The sequence below is a fragment of the Streptomyces sp. NPDC033177 genome (assembly GCF_055577715.1).
Genome location: NZ_JBVIPS010000006.1, coordinates 435,412 through 452,653 on the forward strand (window position 1 = coordinate 435,412; position 17,242 = coordinate 452,653).

Below are 17,242 nucleotides of genomic sequence, written 5' to 3' on the forward strand. Positions count from 1 at the left end.
CCGTCATGAACACCGGACTGAAGATCACCGCCTTCGCCGCGGCCGTCGCCGCGACCTTCGGCACCGCGTACGGAGTGGGCCAGGGCGTCGACCCCGTGACCGCGGAGAAGAAGCCCGCGAGCGAGCACGGCGGGCATGCGGACGAGAGCGGGAAGGCGAAGAAGCCAGGAGGGGCGGATGCCGGCACGGGCCACGCGGAGACCGTGCCCGGCGGCCTGCAGATCTCCGAGCGCGGCTACACCCTGGACCTGGAGACCTCCCGCATCGACGCCGAGAACCGCGAGGAGCTCCGGTTCTCGGTCGTCAAGGACGGCAAGGGCGGTGCGGGCGGTGGGGGCGAGGACGGCCGGGGCAAGAACGGCCGGGGCAAGAACGTCACGGCGTACGAGAAGGAGCACGGCAAGGAGCTGCACCTCATCGTCGCCTCACAGGACCTGACGACCTACCGCCACCTGCACCCGACCCGCGCGAAGGACGGCACGTGGTCGACGCCGGTCGAGCTCCCGGAGGCGGGCGGTTACCGCGTCTTCGCCGACTTCAAGCCCGCGGGCGCGAAGGAGGGGCTGACACTGGGCGCGGACCTCGCGGTGGCGGGGACGTACGCGCCGCGGTCGCTGCCGGAGCCCTCCAGGAAGGCGAGTGTCGACGGCTACGAGGTCAGCCTCAAGGGGGAGTTGAAGCCCGGCAAGGCGGCGGACGTGACCCTGGACGTGGAGAAGAACGGCAAGCCCGTCACCGACCTTCAGCCCTACCTCGGCTCGTACGGCCACCTGGTCGCCCTGCGCTCCGGTGACCTCGCCTACCTCCACGTCCACCCCACCGGCGAACCCGGCGACGGCAGGACGAAGCCGGGTCCGGGCGTCTCCTTCGCGGCGACGGCTCCGAGCGGGGGCGCGTATCGGCTGTTCCTCGACTTCAAGCATGAGGGGGAGGTACGGACGGCGGCGTTCACGGTTTACGCGGGTGCGGGTGCGGGTGCCGGTGCCGGCGGCGAGGGGGGGCACGGGGATACCCCCGAGTCCGCAGACTCGGGACACGCACACTGACGCCTTGCGGTTCCTCGCCACCTGCGGGTCCGCTGTGGCCGTTCGCGCAGTTCCCCGCGCCCCTGAAACCGCTACGACCCCCGTCCGCACCTGCGGGTTCACTGTGCTTGCTCGCGCAGTTCCCCGCGCCCCCTGGGCGCCCGAAGGGGCGCGAGGAACTGCGCGACCAGCCACAGCGGGCCCGCAGACGTGTGTGAGCGGGCTCAGTCGAAGATCGGGAGTTCCGATTCCCTTGCTCCGGCCAGTTCGTAGCGCGTTCCCGCAAGGGGACGGCCCGTGTAGAGACGGATCAGGGTCGGCGCATCGCCGATGTAGCGGGCCGGAGGCCGCTTGCCGTCGGGGACACCAAGGGAGAGCGGCTCATCCCTCCCGTCCACATCCGCGTGCAGCGCAAGCGCCGACGTAGCCCTGCTGTACTCCCCGAGCAGGGTCAACACATCGGGCAGCCCCGCACCGCCGTACGCCCCAGGCAGCCCCCACGCCTCCCGCACATCCCCCGCGTGCACCCACTCCCCCAGCGCCACGCCGTCCAGGCGCCCCTTGAACTCGACCATGACCGCACCCGCCTCCGTCATGCCGCGCTCCAGCTCGTCCACGACACGGGAGTGGGACCAGTCGGCGCGCTCGGCGATGTCGCGGTCGTTGCTCTCGGCGCTGTAGACGCCCTCCTCGAAACGGCGGTCGATGACGCGCATCAGCGCGGCACTGCAGTGCGCGAGCACATGCCGCACGGTCCAGCCGGGACAACAGGTCCTGACCGCGTACGCGGAGTCGTCCGCGTCCCTCAACAGCGGTATGAGCAGGTCGCGTTCGGTTCGCAGTAGCCGGCCGGGCAGCTCGGGGTCGTATGTCTCGTCGCGGTGCGTCATGGAAGTCATGCGGGCAAGCCAATCGCGCGCGGCGGCATACGGCAACGCACAAGGGCGGTGAATATCTACATACCCCCCAGGGGTACAGGCCCTCGCGCCCGCTAAAGTCGCCCCATGCCCCACCACGACAAGGACCTCGACCTCCGCGCCCGCTGGCACGCGACGCTGCTCCGCGCGAGCGAGGAGACCCCCGACCCCGCCCCCTACGCGGACAACCTGCTGACGCGCTGGGCCGAGCCGCAGCGGCGGTATCACACGACCGCCCACCTCGCGGCGGTCCTCGGTCACATCGACGTACTGGAGGAGCACGCCGAGGAGCCCGATCTCGTACGGCTCGCGGCATGGTTCCACGACGCGGTGTACGCGCCGGACCGCTCCGAGAACGAGGAACGCAGCGCCCGCCTCGCCGAACGTGCCCTGGCCGAGGCCGGGTTGACCGAGGCGCGGACCGCCGAAGTGGCCCGTCTCGTCCGGCTCACCGTCACCCACGACCCCGCCGACGGCGACCACGACGGCGAGGTCCTGTGCGACGCCGACCTGGCGATCCTGGCCGCGGCCCCGGACGCCTACGCCGCGTACGCCGCCGCCGTCCGCGAGGAGTACGCCTTCGTGCCGGACGAGGACTTCCGCGCGGGCCGGGCCGCGGTGCTCCGGCAGCTCCTCGCGCTGCCGAGGCTGTTCCGCACACCGTACGGAGCGGCCGAGTGGGAGGGTCCGGCGCGCGCGAACCTGGCGACGGAAATGGAGCTGCTGGACTCCTGAGGCTCCCGTACGCTCGCCGCATGCTTTTCATGGGTGGGGACCAGATCGAGGAAGCCGTGGCGTACGCGGCGAAGGTGCTGCGCGCGGGGGTGGAGCTCGACTGGAGCGTCAAGGCGGGCGGTCTCGAATGGAGCTGCCTGGATACGGCCGAGCACATCGCGGGCGACCTCGTCGCGTACGCGGGGCAGTTGACGGGCCGGGCGACCGACGGGTGGGTCCCCTTCGAGATCGCCTTCGACGAGGGCTCGGGTCCCGCGGACGCGATCAGCGTCATCGAGTCGACCGGCCGCCTGCTCTCGGCGGTGGTGCGGACCACGCCCCCGGGGGTGCGGGGCTACCACCCGTACCCGTCCGGGAGTGCGGACGCGACCGGCTTCGCGGCGATGGGCACGGCGGAGGTGCTCCTGCACACGTACGACATCGGGCAGGCGCTCGGCCTGGACGCGCAGCCGCCGGCCGGGCTGTGCGAGGCGGTGCTCGCCTGGCTCTTCCCGCAGGTCATGCCCGCGCGCACGCCCGACGACCACTGGGCGACGCTGCTCTGGGCCACGGGGCGCGGTGCGCTGGCGGGGCGGCCCCGCCTCGACAAGTGGCGCTGGCACAACGCCTTTTCGATTCCCGCGGGGCGGATCGCGCTGCGGGAGGTCTCCCCCGCGGCGGCGGCGGATCTCGCCGCGGGCGGCACGGGGGGTCTGACCTGGATCGAGGGCGGGCCCTTCGACGGGACGCGGCGGGCGGCGGAGGGGGTCGCCAAGGCGTACGCGTCCGGGGTGCACCGGCCCGAGTGGGGCATGTTCGCGCTGGTGCGGGTGGAGGACGAGGTCGCGGTCGGTGGCATGGGCTTCCACGGTCCGCCGGACGAGGAGGGCGTGGCGGAGGTCGGCTACGACCTGGCGGTCGGCGCGCGGGGCCGGGGGTACGCCACGGAGTCCCTCCGCGCGCTCTCCGACTGGGCCTTGGCCCGCCCGGGAGTCACGTCCCTCCTGGCCGTGATCGACCCCGAGAACGAACCTTCCCAGGCGGTGGTGACAAGGGCGGGCTACACCCGAGCCTCGGACCGGGAGAACCTCCGGGCGTACGTGCGCCGCGCCTAGCCGGGTGGGGGGTGGCGATGGCATCTCGACCCGGGGCAATCGGGTGGGTGGGCGGGAAGCATCCGCGCGAAGCGCGGGAGAGGCACCCGACCCGGGGCAATCAGGCGGGTGGGCGGGAAGCATCCGCGCGGAGCGCGGGAAAGGCACCCGACCGGGGCACCCCCGCAGGAGACGCCCGCGCGCAGCGCGGGGAACGCGGCCGCGGCCCACCCCCGCACCCCACGGGAATGTAAGCAGCCACCCCGACGTTCACCACTGTTATGCCGACACCTGACCCAAAGGCCCCTCTCCCCAAGGCCCCCGAGCCAGGGAAAAGCCCCGCCCGCAGCACGAACCGTATGCCCGTCGCCGTCTACATCCTCGGCCTCGCCGTCTTCGCGCTCGGCACGAGTGAGTTCATGCTCTCGGGGCTCCTGCCCCCCATCGCGGACGACATGGACGTCTCCATCCCCCGCGCCGGCCTCCTCATCTCCGCCTTCGCCATCGGCATGGTCGTCGGCGCTCCCCTCCTGGCCGTGGCGACCCTTCGCCTCCCCCGCCGTACGACCCTGATCACCCTCATCACCGTCTTCGGGCTCGGCCAGGTCGCAGGTGCCCTCGCGCCCACGTACGAGATCCTCTTCGCGTCCCGCGTCGTCAGCGCCTTCGCCTGCGCGGGGTTCTGGGCGGTCGGCGCGGCCGTCGCCATCGCGATGGTGCCGGTCAACCAGCGGGCCCGCGCCATGGCCGTGATGATCGGCGGCCTCTCGATCGCGAACGTCCTCGGCGTCCCCGCGGGCGCGTTCCTCGGCGACAACTTCGGCTGGCGTTCGGCCTTCTGGGCGGTGGGCGCCGCCTCCGCGATCGCCCTCGTCGGCGTACTGACCCTCATCCCCCGCATCCCGCTCCCGGCCGAGAAGCCGCGCCTGAAGCAGGAGTTGGCCATCTACCGCGACCGGCAGGTCTGGCTCTCCATCACGATCACCGCCCTCGCGGCGGGCGGCGTCTTCTGCGCGTTCTCGTACCTCTCGCCGCTCCTGACGGACGTCGCGGGGCTCGACGAGGGATGGGTGCCGACCGTGCTCGGCCTCTTCGGGCTCGGCGCGCTCATCGGCACGGCGATCGGCGGCCGTGTCGCCGATGCCCACCTCTTCGGGGTCATGCTGAGCGGCGCCGCGGCCTCGACCGTCTTCCTCGTCGCCCTCGCGCTCTTCTCCGGCACGACGGCCGTCGCGGTGACGCTCTCCTTCCTCCTCGGCGTCTCCGCCTTCTACACGGCCCCGGCCCTCAACGCCCGCATGTTCAACGTCGCGGGCGCCGCCCCCACCCTCGCGGGCGCGACCACGACGGCGGCGTTCAACCTGGGCAACACCGGCGGCCCCTGGCTCGGCGGCACGGTCATCGACCTGGACCTGGGCTACGCATCGACGGCGTGGGCGGGCGCGGCGATGACGGCGGTGGCGATCATCGCGGTGACGGTGTCGATGCGACTGCACCGCAAGGCACCGAGCCGCGTGATCACGACGTCCACGACCGAACCCGAACCCGAGGTTGAAGCCGAAGCCTCCCACCCCGCCGCCGCGCCCTCACTCCAGAGGCCGTAGGAACCGACGCTCGTAGCGCCGGATGCACCGCGTCCGGCGCGCGAGTTCGACGGCTTCCTGGCACTCGGGGTCGCTCGCGCTCTCGGTGCGGTAGCGCTCGTAGTCGGCGAGGCTCGGGAAGGAGAACAGGGCGTACGCGATGTCGCTGTCGCCCTCGCTGGGCAGGAAGTAGCCGTGGTGGTCGCCGCCGAGGCGGTTGACCAGGACGACCCAACGGCGGCCGTACTCCTCGAAGTCGTCGATGCGGTCGGGGTCGATCTCGTACTTCAGGTGAACCGTGATCATGCGGCTCACCCTAGGCTCGCCCCGCGAAGCGCCGCCCGCCTTTAAGCGGGCCTCCCGCTCAAGCGTGCCTCGCACCGCCGGCGGGCCTCCCCTTGGGCCTCCGCAGCCCGGCCTCAGTGAGCCTGCGCACAAGCTCCTTCGAGCCGATCTCGACCGCTCCCGCGCGCACCGCGTCGTCGTAGCGGTGCGAGGGCAGGTCGTAGTGGTCGCGCTCGAAGGCGCGCGCGGGGGCGCCGATGCCCGCCGCGAACGCGTGCAGTTCCTCGTACGAGACGTCGCTGACCAGGTGCGACCACATGCGCCCATGCCCCGGCCAGGTCGGCGGATCGATGTACACCGTCACGGCGTCAGGCCGCCCACGGGAGCCACGACCACGCCCGCCTTGCCGCACACCCAGTGCGGGTCGGGGCCCAACTCGGGCTCCACGTCCAGGGCGTGCGGGTCGCCCGTGCCGCAGACGGGGCAGAGCGGCCAGCGGCCGTAGCGCTCCAAGAGCGCGTCCTGGACGTCCTGGGCGACGAGGCCCGCGACGTACTCGACGCCCTCCGGCCACTGCTCGACCCACCAGCGGCGGTGCGCCACCGACTCCTCGACCAGCGAGACGACCTCGGCCTGGGCGACCTCGCGGGTCACGAGGTCGGCGAGGACAAGTGCACGAGCGGCGTGCAGCGCCTGCTCCAGGGGGTCGATCGCGTCCATGCAGCCATTGTCCACCCCACGCGCAACCCGCTGAAGATCCAACCGGAACGGAGGTGAGGCAGGTAACCGAGATCGGGACCAAAGGGGTCTTGACCGCCCCCCGCTCCGAAAATATCTTTCAAGCGTGACCAATGACGTGAAGGAAATTTTCGCGGGCGCGGCGCCCCCCGCCCCGGCCGCCCTCGCGGCCAAGGTGCGGACCCTCGCCCCGTCCATGACCCGCTCCATGCAACTGGTCGCCGAAGCCGTCGCAGGCGATCCCGCGGGCTGCGCGGCCCTCACGGTCACCGGCCTCGCCGAGCTCACCGGGACCAGCGAGGCCACGGTGGTCCGCACCGCCCGCCTCCTCGGCTATCCCGGCTACCGCGACCTGCGGCTCGCCCTCGCCGGACTCGCCGCCCAGCAGCAGTCGGGCCGCGCGCCCGCCGTCACCGCCGACATCGCGGTCGACGACCCGATCGCGGACGTCGTGGCGAAGCTGGCGTACGACGAGCAGCAGACCCTCGCCGACACCGCGGGCGGCCTCGACACCGTCCAGCTCGGCGCCGCCGTCGCCGCGCTCGCCGTCGCGCCCCGCGCCGAGATCTACGGCGTCGCGGCCTCCGGCCTAGTCGCCCAGGACCTCGCGCAGAAGCTGCTGCGCATCGGTCACATCGCCCACGCGCACTCCGACCCTCACCTGGCCGTCACGAACGCTGTCACCCTGCGCTCCAAGGACGTGGCCATCGCGATCACGCATTCCGGGTCGACCGGTGACGTCATCGAGCCGCTGCGGGTCGCCTTCGAGCGCGGGGCGACGACCATCGCGATCACCGGACGCCCCGGCAGCCCCGTCTCGCAGTACGCGGACCACATCCTCACCACGTCCACCGCCCGCGAGAGCGAACTCAGGCCCGCCGCGATGTCCTCCCGCACGAGCCAGCTGCTCGTCGTGGACTGCCTGTTCGTCGGCGTCGCCCAGCGGACGTACGAGACCGCCGCCCCCGCGCTCGCCGCCTCGTACGAAGCTCTCGCCCACCGGCACAGCCCGCGCGGCGGCAGCCGCTGAGCCCACCCTTGCAGCACGCCCCTTGCAGCACCCGCACCCACCCCCCTCGCCGCACACGAAAGAGCCGCACCTCATGACCTCCACGACCGACGCCACGGACTCCCCCGCCCCCGGAAGCGGATCCGGCGACACGTACGGCGAACTCCGCGCCCAGCTGGACACGCTCACCACGGAAGCGTTCCGGCCCGAGCTCTCCGAGATCGACCGGCTGCCCACGTCGGAGATCGCGAAGATCATGAACGGCGAGGACGCCACCGTGCCCGCGGCCGTCGCCGAGCAGCTCCCGGCCATCGCCGCCGCCATCGACGGCACCGCCGAGCGCATGGCCCGCGGCGGCCGGCTCATCTACGCGGGCGCGGGAACGGCCGGGCGCCTCGGGGTGCTCGACGCCTCCGAGTGCCCGCCCACCTTCAACACCGACCCGGCCGAGGTCGTCGGCCTCATCGCGGGCGGCCCGAGCGCCATGGTCACGGCGGTCGAGGGCGCGGAGGACAGCAAGGAGCTCGCGGCCGATGACCTGGACGGGCTCCGGCTCACCGCGGACGACGTGGTCGTCGGCATCTCCGCGTCCGGCCGCACGCCGTACGCGATCGGCGCGGTGGAACACGCCCGCACCCGCTACGGCGCCCTCACCATCGGCCTCTCCTGCAACGCGGACAGCGCCCTCGCGGCAGCGGCCGACCACGGCATCGAGGTGGTCGTGGGCCCCGAACTCCTCACCGGCTCCACCCGCCTGAAGGCGGGCACGGCCCAGAAGCTCGTCCTCAACATGCTGTCGACGATCACGATGATCCGCCTCGGCAAGACCTACGGAAACCTGATGGTGGACGTACGCGCCTCGAACGAGAAGCTGCGCGCCCGCTCGCGCCGGATCGTCTCCCTCGCCACCGGCGCGTCCGACGAGGAGATCGAGGCCGCGCTCGCCGCCACCGACGGGGAGGTGAAGAACGCCATCCTCACCATCCTCGGCGGGGTGGACGGCCCCACCGCGGCCGACCTCCTGTCGTCATCGGACGGCCACCTGAGGGCCGCCCTCGACACCTCCCGCACGAACCGCACCACGCACACCCCCCGCACCACCTGACTGACCTCCCCCAGCCGCTGGAAGAACAGCGCCACCCGCACGCACAGCAAGGCACCCCGCACCATGGCAACTGACAAGAACCGCGCCACAGCCGCCGCGATCCTCCCCCTCGTCGGCGGCGCCCAGAACGTCACGTCCATCGCCCACTGCATGACGCGCCTGCGCCTGAGCCTGGCCGACCGCTCGCTGGTCGACGACGAGGCCCTGAAGGCACTGCCCGCTGTCATGGGTGTGGTCGAGGACGACACGTACCAGATCGTGCTGGGCCCGGGCACGGTCGCCCGCGTCACGCCGGAGTTCGAGGCCTTGGTGGCGGAAGCCGGGGCGGCGTCCCCGCCGGAACCCACCCGCACCGCGGATGAGTTGGCGGAGCAGGGGGCGGCCATCAGGGCGGCCCGCAAGGAGAAGAACGCCACCCCCTTCAAGCTCTTCCTGCGCCGCATCGCGAACATCTTCGTGCCGCTGATCCCGGCCCTCATCGGCTGCGGCATCATCGCGGGCATCAACGGCCTCCTGATCAACCTGGAGTGGCTGCCGGGCATCACCCCGGCGCTCGCGGCGATCGCCTCCGGGTTCATGGCGCTGATCGCGGTGTTCGTGGGCTTCAACACGGCGAAGGAGTTCGGCGGTACGCCGATCCTGGGCGGCGCGGTGGCGGCGATCATCGTCTACGCGGGCGTGGCGAACATCGAGGCGTTCGGCCAGAAGCTGTCGCCCGGCCAGGGCGGCGTACTGGGCGCGCTCGGCGCGGCGGTCCTCGCCACGTACATCGAGAAGTGGTGCAGGCGCTGGGTCCCCGAGGCGCTCGACGTCCTCGTGACCCCCACCATCACGGTCCTGCTCTCCGGCCTGGTCACGATCTTCGGCCTGATGTTCCTGGCGGGCGAGGTCTCGACGGGCATCGGCACGGCGGCGAACTGGCTCCTGGACAACACGGGCGCGTTCGCCGGCCTCGTCCTCGGTGGCCTGTTCCTCCCCCTCGTCATGCTGGGCCTGCACCAGGCGCTGATCCCCATCCACACCACGCTCATCGAACAGCAGGGCTTCACGGTTCTGCTCCCCATCCTCGCGATGGCGGGCGCGGGCCAGGTGGGCTGCGCGATCGCGGTGTTCAAGCGCCTGCGCCACAACACCTCGATCCGTACGACGATCAAGTCGGCGCTCCCCGCGGGCTTCCTGGGCGTGGGCGAGCCCCTGATCTACGGCGTCTCGCTCCCCCTCGGCCGCCCCTTCATCACGGCGTGCGTGGGCGGCGCGGCGGGCGGCGCGTTCATCGGCTTCTTCTCGATGATCGGCGACAAGGTCGGCTCCACCGCGATCGGCCCGTCGGGCTGGGCCCTGTTCCCCCTCCTCGACGGCAACCAGGGCCTTGGCCCGACGATCGCGATCTACGGCGGCGGCCTCCTCGTCGGCTACCTCGTGGGCTTCTTCGCGACGTACTTCTTCGGCTTCAGCAAGCAGATGCTGGTGGAGCTGAACGTCGACACGACCGCCCACGAACAGGTCGTCGCGGCGTCCCCCGGCACGAAGTCCGAGCCGACGACTCCGGAGGCGGAAGCGGATACGGAGCCGGCCAGGGTCTGACCCGCGGCCTCGGGGGCGGATGACGAAAAGATCCCGGTGAACGCCGCCCGAAGCGGCGTTCATCGGGATTTTTCTGCACGGGCCGCGGCGAGTTGTCCACGAAGTCCCCCGGGATTGTCCGTGATCCGTAACGGACTTGGTCTCGGTGCATCCTCCCGGCCCCCTTCCTCGTCCTGCCAGGTGCCGCGCGTGACCGGGGAGCGGCGAGGGACTGGACGCAAAGGGGCGGACGATGGCGCGACACAGCGGCGGCCGGGGCTGGTACGGGAAGATGATCGGGGCTGCGCTCGGGGTGACGCTGCTCGCCACCGGCGCAGGGGTGTGGAGCGCGCAGGCCGGTACGTCGGAGGGAGCACCGGCGGCCAAGAAGCCCAGCGCCGTGAAGCCGGTCTCGGCGGCCATCGCGCACGCCTCCGAGAAGGGGAAGCAGGGCGTCAACCTCACCATCGACGACGGCCCCGATCCCAAGTGGACTCCTCAAGTACTCGACGTGCTGCGGGAGTACGACGTGAAGGCCACGTTCTGCATGGTCGGGACGCAGGCCGAGGCCCACCCCGACATGGTGAAGAAGGTCGTCGCCGCCGGGCACCGCCTCTGCGACCACTCGGTGTCGCACAACACCGGCATGGACAAGGACTCCAAGGCCTACCAGCGCCGGCAGATCCTCGACGCCGAACGCATGATCACCAAGGCGTCCGGTGGCGTACGGCCGATGTACTACCGGGCCCCCGGCGGGGCGTTCACCCCGTACAGCCGCGAGCTCGCCGCCGAGCGGGGCATGCGGCCGCTCGGCTGGAACGTGGACACCAAGGACTTCGAGCGCCCCGGTACGGACGCCATCGTCGCCACGGTCGAGCGGGAGCTGCCCAACGGGCCCACCCTCCTCTTCCACGACGCCGGCGGCGACCGCACCCAGACCGTCGAGGCTCTGCGCACGCTCCTCCCCCGGCTCAAGCAGCAGGGCTACACCTTCGGCTTCCCGGTGCGCTGAGCCGGAGAAGTCGAAGGTGTGCTCATTCGGGACATATTTCCCCGACCGCGGCGCGCCGATCCTGACCGAGTCCCGCACCCGCGTCCGCCTCCGCCCCGTCCCGACCTGCTCCGGCCCCCCTGCGGCACAGGCGAAAGCGGCCAACGTCCCGCTGTCCGAAAGGACTCGGCCCGCCCGGGGAATCGCGGTGGCCGTCTTCCGGTGGCTACCCCGCGTATCGAGGATGGCACGTGCCGTCATCGAGGCCGACGCACCGGAGGGGACCATCCATGACCGAGCCCAACGACACCGGCCAGCCCGACGAACAGCAGATCGCCGAAGCTCTCGGCTCCGCGGCCAACATCACGCTCGCCCCAGGCCCCAGGGCGGTCTCCGAGGCCGCTCCCGCCCCCGACCAGGAGTGGACGCTGCCGGAAGGCAGGGCCTGGGTGTATCTCGCCGACCCCGGGCAGGGGCTCACCAAACCGGTGATCCTCGCCGATGGCTTCAACACCGGGCCGAGCGACCTTGACTTCCTCTGGGAGGGCCTGGAGCGGGGCGCGTACCCGTTCATCGGCGAGCTGCGGGCGCGCGGCCACGACGTCATCCTGCTCGGCTTCGACGAGCGCAGCGCCTCGATCCTGGACAACGCCAAGGCGGCCCGTTCGGCGATCCAGGAGGCCATCGCGCGGCGCACGGGCAACCACCCGCTGACCGTCGGCGGTTTCAGCATGGGCGGCCTCGTCACGCGGTACGCGCTCGCCAAGATGGAGCACGAGAGCGTCGACCACGAGACCGAGCTGTACTTCTCCTTCGACAGCCCGCACCGCGGTGCCTGGATCCCGATCGCGCTGCAGTCGTTCGCGCACTACATCCGGCGGCTCAACGCGGCCTTCTCGAACCAGATGAACAGCCCGGCCGCGCGCCAGCTCCTGTGGCAGCACATCGCGGAGTGGAATGACACCCCGGAGACGGACAAGGAGCGCGTCGAGTTCCTCGCCGAGCTGGCGCGGGTCGGCGGCTGGCCCAGGCGCCCGCGGAAGATCGGCGTCGCCAACGGCGTGCGCACAGGCGTCGCCAACGGCATCGGCCCCGGCGAGCGGGCGTTCCACGGCAGGGGCCTGGCCATCACCGGCACCCACCTCTACACGCAGCCCACGGGCGAGGAGAAGCTCGTCGCGCAGCTCCGGGTGGTGACCCTGCGCAAGCCGCAGATCCACACCTCGGGCCTGCCCGAGATCGACGGCGCCCCCGGCGGCACCCTGGAGGGCTTCGGCATCCTGGCCGACGAGCTGAACAAGATCCCCGCGATCATCGGCCTCGGCTCCGAGGCCGAGATCCGCGAGCACTGCTTCGTGCCCTCGGTCAGCGCGGTCGCCCTGCGGGACATCGACACCCAGGAGAAGCTGCACGACCCGTTCCCGGAGCAGTCCGAGGACAGCGAGCTCGACGAGTACCTCTGCGCCACCCACAACGAGGGCCACACCCTCGTCACCGGGGAACTCTGCGCATGGATCATGGACCGGCTGCCGTAGTCACACACGGCTCCGGAAAACGCCCGAGGGCGGCACCCCTTCGTGAGAAGGGGTGCCGCCCTCGGTTCGCGTGAGCGATGAACCGCTGATCAACCAGAGGTCGATCAGAAGTCCATGTCACCGCCCGGCATGCCGCCGCCGGCCGGGGCAGCGCCCGCCTTCTCCGGCTTGTCGGCGATGACGGCCTCGGTGGTGAGGAACAGCGCGGCGATCGACGCGGCGTTCTGCAGGGCAGAGCGCGTGACCTTCGCCGGGTCGAGGATGCCCTCGGCGATCATGTCGACGTACTCACCGGTCGCGGCGTTCAGGCCGTGGCCGACGGTCAGGTTGCGCACCTTCTCGACGACGACGCCACCCTCAAGGCCGGCGTTGACGGCGATCTGCTTCAGCGGGGCCTCGAGGGCCAGCTTCACAGCGGCGGCACCGGTGGCCTCGTCACCCTCGAGCTCAAGCTTCTCGAAGACAGCGGCGGCCTGGATGAGCGCCACGCCACCACCGGCGACGATGCCCTCTTCGACGGCGGCCTTCGCGTTGCGAACGGCGTCCTCGATGCGGTGCTTGCGCTCCTTGAGCTCGACCTCGGTCGCGGCACCGGCCTTGATGACCGCAACACCGCCGGCGAGCTTCGCCAGGCGCTCCTGCAGCTTCTCGCGGTCGTAGTCGCTGTCCGAGTTCTCGATCTCGGCGCGGATCTGGTTGACGCGACCCTGGACCTGGTCGCTCTCACCGGAGCCGTCGACGATCGTGGTCTCGTCCTTGGTGATGACGACCTTGCGGGCGCGGCCGAGCAGGTCGAGACCGGCGTTCTCCAGCTTGAGGCCGACCTCCTCGGAGATGACGGTGCCACCGGTGAGGATGGCGATGTCGCCGAGCATGGCCTTGCGGCGGTCACCGAAGCCCGGGGCCTTGACGGCGACGGACTTGAAGGTGCCACGGATCTTGTTGACGACCAGGGTCGACAGGGCCTCGCCCTCGACGTCCTCGGCGATGATCAGCAGCGGCTTGCCGGACTGCATGACCTTCTCGAGGAGCGGAAGGAGGTCCTTCACGTTCGAGATCTTCGAGTTCACGATCAGGATGTACGGGTCGTCGAGCGACGCCTCCATACGCTCCATGTCCGTGGCGAAGTACGCCGAGATGTAGCCCTTGTCGAAGCGCATGCCCTCGGTGAGCTCAAGCTCGAGCCCGAAGGTCTGCGACTCCTCGACGGTGATGACGCCTTCCTTGCCGACCTTGTCCATCGCCTCGGCGATGAGCTCGCCGATCTGGGTGTCGGCGGCGGAGATGGAGGCGGTCGAAGCGATCTGCTCCTTGGTCTCCACGTCCTTGGCCTGCTCGAGCAGGGCGCCCGAGACGGCCTCGACGGCCTTCTCGATGCCGCGCTTGAGGGCCATCGGGTTGGCACCGGCGGCCACGTTGCGAAGGCCCTCACGGACCAGCGCCTGGGCCAGGACGGTCGCGGTCGTCGTGCCGTCACCGGCGACGTCGTCCGTCTTCTTCGCGACCTCCTTGACCAGCTCGGCGCCGATCTTCTCGTACGGGTCCTCGAGCTCGATCTCCTTGGCGATGGAAACACCATCGTTGGTGATCGTGGGGGCACCCCACTTCTTCTCGAGGACGACGTTGCGACCCTTGGGGCCCAGGGTCACCTTGACGGCGTCGGCGAGCTGGTTCATGCCGCGCTCGAGGCCGCGCCGTGCCTCCTCGTCGAACGCGATGATCTTGGCCATGTGAAGTGGTCCTCCCGGACAGGGGTGGCATGCTTCCGGATCGCGCCAGCGCCCGCGACGGACGGCCTGCAAGCCTTGTGGTTCCTTGCCCCACCCGGCCTGCGGGCCTCACCGACCCGATCCAAGTTCTGTCACTCTCACTCGGAGAGTGCTAAGCCCAATGATTAGCACTCGACCCCTACGAGTGCAAGCGCCTCTTGCGGATCTCAGACGTACGAGGGGGTGCGCGCCCAGGGGCGCGCGGCGGTCCGCGCCACGGGTCGCGGGCGATGACGCACGAGGGGCCCGTACTCCTGTCGGGATACGGGCCCCTCGTCACTCGCTAAGTTCGCTGGCCGATCGCGCCGAGATCAGACGGCGAGCTTGACCATGTCCGCCTGCGGACCCTTCTGGCCCTGCGAGATCTCGAACTCCACTCGCTGACCTTCTTCAAGGGTGCGGTAGCCGTCCATCTGAATCGCGCTGTAGTGGACGAAAACATCCGCACCACCGTCGACCGCGATGAAGCCGTACCCCTTCTCCGCGTTGAACCACTTGACGGTGCCCTGAGCCATGCCTAACTCCCCTATTACTGGCCCTTGCACGGACCCGCACTTCGCGGACCCGGGTCAGACCTCACCCCCCCAATGGGTTGTGGAGGCGTGCGCCGGAACGCGTCGACCGCGGCTGAATGTATCTGTCCAACTGCCCTCTGCAACAGGTCAATCGGACGAGAATTCTGGGCACGCCTGATCGGTGATACGCGGAGAATTCACCGGAGTTCAGGGCAAGTCGGGCCAGACAAATGCCACAGGAAGGGCAAATGGGCGGTGCACATTGGCTACTTCTTGTCGCTCTCGGGGCGACTTCGTATATGCGCCAGGCACAAACGGGGAAGCTCGCTTCCCAACTGTACCGCGCTCAACCTCATGGAATTGCCCCCTCCGTTTCTCTCGCGGAGGGGGCAACAAGGATTACGCAGGGTATTTCCTTAAAGAATCAACCAGGATCAACCACCCGCGACGGCGGGGATGATCGAGACGCCCGCACCGTCCGGCGTCGCGGTCTCAAGACCCTGCTCGAAGCGGACGTCGTCGTCGTTCACGTAGACGTTCACGAAGCGCCGCAGCTTGCCCTGGTCGTCCAGGACGCGGGCGGCGATACCGGCGTGGTTCTTCTCCAGGTCGGCGATGACCTCGGAGAGGTTCGCCCCCTCGGCGGCAACCTCGGACTGACCGCCGGTGTAGGTGCGGAGAATGGTGGGGATGCGGACCTTGACGCTCATGGGATTCACCTCGGTAGTTCAGGAGGGGCGCCCGCCAGGGGCGCCCCGTCAGGGGCGCGGGGCTGTGACATTTGCGGCTCCGCCGCGGGGCGCGACCAGCCACAGCCGGCCCGCAGCCAGGGGGACAAGCTCAGTCTGCGAGCCCGGCGGCGCGGAACGCGTCGAGGCTGGGACGGATGGTCGCGGTCGCCTGAGACCTCTCGGCAACAGCGTCCAGGGTCTTGAGCCCGTCACCGGTGTTCAGCACGACTGTGGTCAGCGTCGGGTCGATGAGCCCCGCCTCAAGAAGCTTCTTGGTGACGCCCACCGTCACACCCCCGGCGGTCTCCGCGAAGATCCCCTCACTCCGAGCGAGCAGCTCGATCGCATCCACGACCTGCTCGTCGTTCACGTCCTCCACCGCACCGCCCGTGCGACGCGCGATGTCCAGGACGTACGGCCCGTCGGCGGGGTTGCCGATGGCGAGCGACTTGGCGATGGTGTCCGGCTTCTGCGGGCGCACGACGTCGTGCCCGGCCTTGAAGGCGGTCGACACCGGGGAGCAGCCCTCGGCCTGCGCACCGAAGATCTTGTAGGGCTTGTCCTCGACCAGACCCAGCTGGATGAGCTCCTTCAGGCCCTTGTCGATCTTCGTGAGCTGCGAGCCGGAGGCGATCGGGATGACCAGCTGGTCGGGGAGGACCCACCCCAGCTGCTCGCAGATCTCGTACGCGAGGGTCTTGGAGCCCTCGCCGTAGTACGGCCGCAGGTTCACGTTCACGAAGCCCCAGCCCTCGCCGAGCGGGTCGCCGATGAGCTCGGAGCAGAAGCGGTTCACGTCGTCGTAGTTGCCCTCGATGCCGACGAGCTCGCCACCGTAGACCGCGGCCATGACGACCTTGCCCTGCTCCAGGTCGTGCGGGATGAACACGCAGGAGCGGAAGCCGGCACGGGCCGCCGCGGCGCCGACGGCGCCCGCGAGGTTGCCGGTGGAGGAGCAGGAGAGCGTGGTGAAGCCGAAGGCGCGTGCGGCCTCGATGGCCTGCGCCACGACGCGGTCCTTGAAGGAGTGCGTCGGGTTGCCGGAGTCGTCCTTGACGAACAGCTTGCCCTGCTCGACGCCGAGCTCACGGGCGAGGTTGTCGGCCTTGACGAGCTTGGTCCAGCCGGGGTTGATGTTCGGCTTCTCGGCCACGTTCGCCGGGACCGGCAGCAGCGGGGCGTAACGCCAGATGTTGTCGGGGCCGGACTCGATCTGCTTCCGCAGGGCCTCGGGGTCACCGGTCGGCAGGTCGTACGCCACTTCGAGCGGGCCGAAACAGGCCTGACAGGCGAAGATCGGGCCGAGGGCGTAGAGCTCGCCGCACTCGCGGCAAGAGAGGCCCGATGCGGGACCGAGGTCCACGGAACCCGTGGTGGAAGGGGTGGTGTCGTTCGTTGCGACAGTCTGCGCAGCCATGGAGGCGAGGCCCTTTCTCCTCATCTTCCCCGCGACGCATCTCGTCGCGAGACGGAATTGGCACCTTCCCCACCGAGACCTCGCGTGCGCGGTCGGCGGGATGGTTGCCGGGGCTTCAACGGGCCGTATCCCTCTGCCCCTCTGGATGAGCGGTATGGCGCCGGGGGCTTCAGGGGCCCCAGGGCATTTGTCACGCGATGACCCCGGCATGCGATGGTCATCGGCGTTGTTCAAGACTGTAACCGACGGCC

General features: G+C 70.5%; 17 protein-coding genes and 1 riboswitch. Of the genes, 9 read left to right on the plus strand and 8 right to left on the minus strand.

Translation table 11 applies throughout. The annotated features are described in order from the left end of the window. The first annotated feature begins 5 nt into the window (after nucleotides 1-5). Nucleotides 6-1,046, plus strand: a complete 1,041-nt coding sequence (locus ACZ5U5_RS22865; RefSeq protein WP_469024579.1) for a hypothetical protein — start codon at nucleotides 6-8, stop codon at nucleotides 1,044-1,046. A 203-nt stretch (nucleotides 1,047-1,249) separates the two neighbouring features. On the opposite strand, the gene ACZ5U5_RS22870 is transcribed toward ACZ5U5_RS22865, so the two are convergent. Next, nucleotides 1,250-1,924 carry a maleylpyruvate isomerase family mycothiol-dependent enzyme gene (locus tag ACZ5U5_RS22870; protein ID WP_469024581.1) on the minus strand — a complete coding sequence of 225 codons (675 nt, stop codon included), beginning with the start codon at nucleotides 1,922-1,924 and terminating at the stop codon, nucleotides 1,250-1,252. 105 nt (nucleotides 1,925-2,029) lie between these two features. On the opposite strand from ACZ5U5_RS22870, the gene ACZ5U5_RS22875 reads away from it, so the two are divergent. From ACZ5U5_RS22875 to ACZ5U5_RS22885, 3 genes are all read left to right on the plus strand, one after another. Next, a complete protein-coding gene (locus ACZ5U5_RS22875) occupies nucleotides 2,030-2,677 on the plus strand; it encodes an HD domain-containing protein (protein WP_469024584.1) in 648 nt (215 codons plus the stop codon). A 20-nt stretch (nucleotides 2,678-2,697) separates the two neighbouring features. Further along, on the plus strand, nucleotides 2,698-3,771 hold the full coding sequence (locus ACZ5U5_RS22880; protein ID WP_469024586.1) for a GNAT family N-acetyltransferase: 1,074 nt from the start codon (nucleotides 2,698-2,700) through the stop codon (nucleotides 3,769-3,771). Nucleotides 3,772-4,109: 338 nt separating this feature from the next. Beyond that, nucleotides 4,110-5,354 (plus strand): Cmx/CmrA family chloramphenicol efflux MFS transporter, encoded by a 1,245-nt coding sequence (locus tag ACZ5U5_RS22885; protein WP_469024589.1) that lies wholly within the window; start codon nucleotides 4,110-4,112, stop codon nucleotides 5,352-5,354. Here ACZ5U5_RS22885 and ACZ5U5_RS22890 read toward each other — a convergent pair. From ACZ5U5_RS22890 to ACZ5U5_RS22900, 3 genes are read right to left on the minus strand one after another with little or no spacing between them, the layout of a single operon-like run. Next, nucleotides 5,337-5,639: an NIPSNAP family protein gene (locus ACZ5U5_RS22890; protein ID WP_469024591.1), complete on the minus strand. Its 303-nt coding sequence runs from the start codon at nucleotides 5,637-5,639 to the stop codon at nucleotides 5,337-5,339. The genes ACZ5U5_RS22885 and ACZ5U5_RS22890 overlap by 18 nt on opposite strands. Before the next feature lie 58 nt (nucleotides 5,640-5,697). Further along, nucleotides 5,698-5,982 (minus strand): DUF4031 domain-containing protein, encoded by a 285-nt coding sequence (locus ACZ5U5_RS22895; RefSeq protein WP_469024594.1) that lies wholly within the window; start codon nucleotides 5,980-5,982, stop codon nucleotides 5,698-5,700. Beyond that, nucleotides 5,979-6,338, minus strand: a complete 360-nt coding sequence (locus ACZ5U5_RS22900; protein ID WP_469024597.1) for a hypothetical protein — start codon at nucleotides 6,336-6,338, stop codon at nucleotides 5,979-5,981. Before ACZ5U5_RS22900 ends, ACZ5U5_RS22895 begins: the two co-directional genes overlap by 4 nt. Nucleotides 6,339-6,462: 124 nt before the next feature. On the opposite strand from ACZ5U5_RS22900, the gene ACZ5U5_RS22905 reads away from it, so the two are divergent. From ACZ5U5_RS22905 to ACZ5U5_RS22925, 5 genes are all read left to right on the plus strand, one after another. Then, on the plus strand, nucleotides 6,463-7,386 hold the full coding sequence (locus ACZ5U5_RS22905; protein WP_469024599.1) for a MurR/RpiR family transcriptional regulator: 924 nt from the start codon (nucleotides 6,463-6,465) through the stop codon (nucleotides 7,384-7,386). A 73-nt stretch (nucleotides 7,387-7,459) separates the two neighbouring features. Further along, nucleotides 7,460-8,470 carry an N-acetylmuramic acid 6-phosphate etherase gene (murQ, locus tag ACZ5U5_RS22910; protein WP_469024601.1) on the plus strand — a complete coding sequence of 337 codons (1,011 nt, stop codon included), beginning with the start codon at nucleotides 7,460-7,462 and terminating at the stop codon, nucleotides 8,468-8,470. Between the two features lie 63 nt (nucleotides 8,471-8,533). After that, the gene (locus ACZ5U5_RS22915) at nucleotides 8,534-10,054 is read left to right on the plus strand and encodes a PTS transporter subunit EIIC (protein ID WP_469024604.1); all 1,521 of its coding nucleotides are present in this window, start codon (nucleotides 8,534-8,536) and stop codon (nucleotides 10,052-10,054) included. A gap of 232 nt (nucleotides 10,055-10,286) precedes the next feature. Next, nucleotides 10,287-11,045, plus strand: coding sequence for a polysaccharide deacetylase family protein (locus tag ACZ5U5_RS22920; protein WP_469024607.1), 759 nt, complete (start codon nucleotides 10,287-10,289; stop codon nucleotides 11,043-11,045). Nucleotides 11,046-11,314: 269 nt separating this feature from the next. Further along, nucleotides 11,315-12,559 carry an esterase/lipase family protein gene (locus ACZ5U5_RS22925; RefSeq protein WP_469024609.1) on the plus strand — a complete coding sequence of 415 codons (1,245 nt, stop codon included), beginning with the start codon at nucleotides 11,315-11,317 and terminating at the stop codon, nucleotides 12,557-12,559. A 104-nt stretch (nucleotides 12,560-12,663) separates the two neighbouring features. Here ACZ5U5_RS22925 and groL read toward each other — a convergent pair whose 3' ends face one another. The 4 genes from groL to thrC all read right to left on the minus strand — a co-directional run bounded on the left by groL (nucleotide 12,664) and on the right by thrC (nucleotide 16,991). Continuing rightward, nucleotides 12,664-14,289, minus strand: a complete 1,626-nt coding sequence (groL, locus tag ACZ5U5_RS22930) for a chaperonin GroEL (RefSeq protein ID WP_055551550.1) — start codon at nucleotides 14,287-14,289, stop codon at nucleotides 12,664-12,666. A 350-nt stretch (nucleotides 14,290-14,639) separates the two neighbouring features. Further along, nucleotides 14,640-14,843 carry a cold-shock protein gene (locus tag ACZ5U5_RS22935; RefSeq protein ID WP_005315736.1) on the minus strand — a complete coding sequence of 68 codons (204 nt, stop codon included), beginning with the start codon at nucleotides 14,841-14,843 and terminating at the stop codon, nucleotides 14,640-14,642. Nucleotides 14,844-15,277: 434 nt separating this feature from the next. Further along, nucleotides 15,278-15,553 carry a MoaD/ThiS family protein gene (locus tag ACZ5U5_RS22940; RefSeq protein WP_190083788.1) on the minus strand — a complete coding sequence of 92 codons (276 nt, stop codon included), beginning with the start codon at nucleotides 15,551-15,553 and terminating at the stop codon, nucleotides 15,278-15,280. 130 nt (nucleotides 15,554-15,683) lie between these two features. After that, nucleotides 15,684-16,991, minus strand: a complete 1,308-nt coding sequence (thrC, locus tag ACZ5U5_RS22945; protein WP_469024613.1) for a threonine synthase — start codon at nucleotides 16,989-16,991, stop codon at nucleotides 15,684-15,686. 17 nt (nucleotides 16,992-17,008) lie between these two features. Beyond that, nucleotides 17,009-17,143: riboswitch (SAM riboswitch) on the minus strand. Nucleotides 17,144-17,242: the final 99 nt, after the last annotated feature.

Bases quoted from the DNA above. Each gene is read 5' to 3' on its own strand.
- ACZ5U5_RS22865 (WP_469024579.1), top strand. From the start codon at position 6: ATGAACACCGGACTGAAGATCACCGCCTTCGCCGCGGCCGTCGCCGCG.
- ACZ5U5_RS22870 (WP_469024581.1), bottom strand. From the start codon at position 1,924: ATGACTTCCATGACGCACCGCGACGAGACATACGACCCCGAGCTGCCC.
- ACZ5U5_RS22875 (WP_469024584.1), top strand. From the start codon at position 2,030: ATGCCCCACCACGACAAGGACCTCGACCTCCGCGCCCGCTGGCACGCG.
- ACZ5U5_RS22880 (WP_469024586.1), top strand. From the start codon at position 2,698: ATGCTTTTCATGGGTGGGGACCAGATCGAGGAAGCCGTGGCGTACGCG.
- ACZ5U5_RS22885 (WP_469024589.1), top strand. From the start codon at position 4,110: ATGCCCGTCGCCGTCTACATCCTCGGCCTCGCCGTCTTCGCGCTCGGC.
- ACZ5U5_RS22890 (WP_469024591.1), bottom strand. From the start codon at position 5,639: ATGATCACGGTTCACCTGAAGTACGAGATCGACCCCGACCGCATCGAC.
- ACZ5U5_RS22900 (WP_469024597.1), bottom strand. From the start codon at position 6,338: ATGGACGCGATCGACCCCCTGGAGCAGGCGCTGCACGCCGCTCGTGCA.
- murQ (WP_469024601.1), top strand. From the start codon at position 7,460: ATGACCTCCACGACCGACGCCACGGACTCCCCCGCCCCCGGAAGCGGA.
- ACZ5U5_RS22915 (WP_469024604.1), top strand. From the start codon at position 8,534: ATGGCAACTGACAAGAACCGCGCCACAGCCGCCGCGATCCTCCCCCTC.
- ACZ5U5_RS22920 (WP_469024607.1), top strand. From the start codon at position 10,287: ATGGCGCGACACAGCGGCGGCCGGGGCTGGTACGGGAAGATGATCGGG.
- ACZ5U5_RS22925 (WP_469024609.1), top strand. From the start codon at position 11,315: ATGACCGAGCCCAACGACACCGGCCAGCCCGACGAACAGCAGATCGCC.
- groL (WP_055551550.1), bottom strand. From the start codon at position 14,289: ATGGCCAAGATCATCGCGTTCGACGAGGAGGCACGGCGCGGCCTCGAG.
- ACZ5U5_RS22935 (WP_005315736.1), bottom strand. From the start codon at position 14,843: ATGGCTCAGGGCACCGTCAAGTGGTTCAACGCGGAGAAGGGGTACGGC.
- ACZ5U5_RS22940 (WP_190083788.1), bottom strand. From the start codon at position 15,553: ATGAGCGTCAAGGTCCGCATCCCCACCATTCTCCGCACCTACACCGGC.
- thrC (WP_469024613.1), bottom strand. From the start codon at position 16,991: ATGGCTGCGCAGACTGTCGCAACGAACGACACCACCCCTTCCACCACG.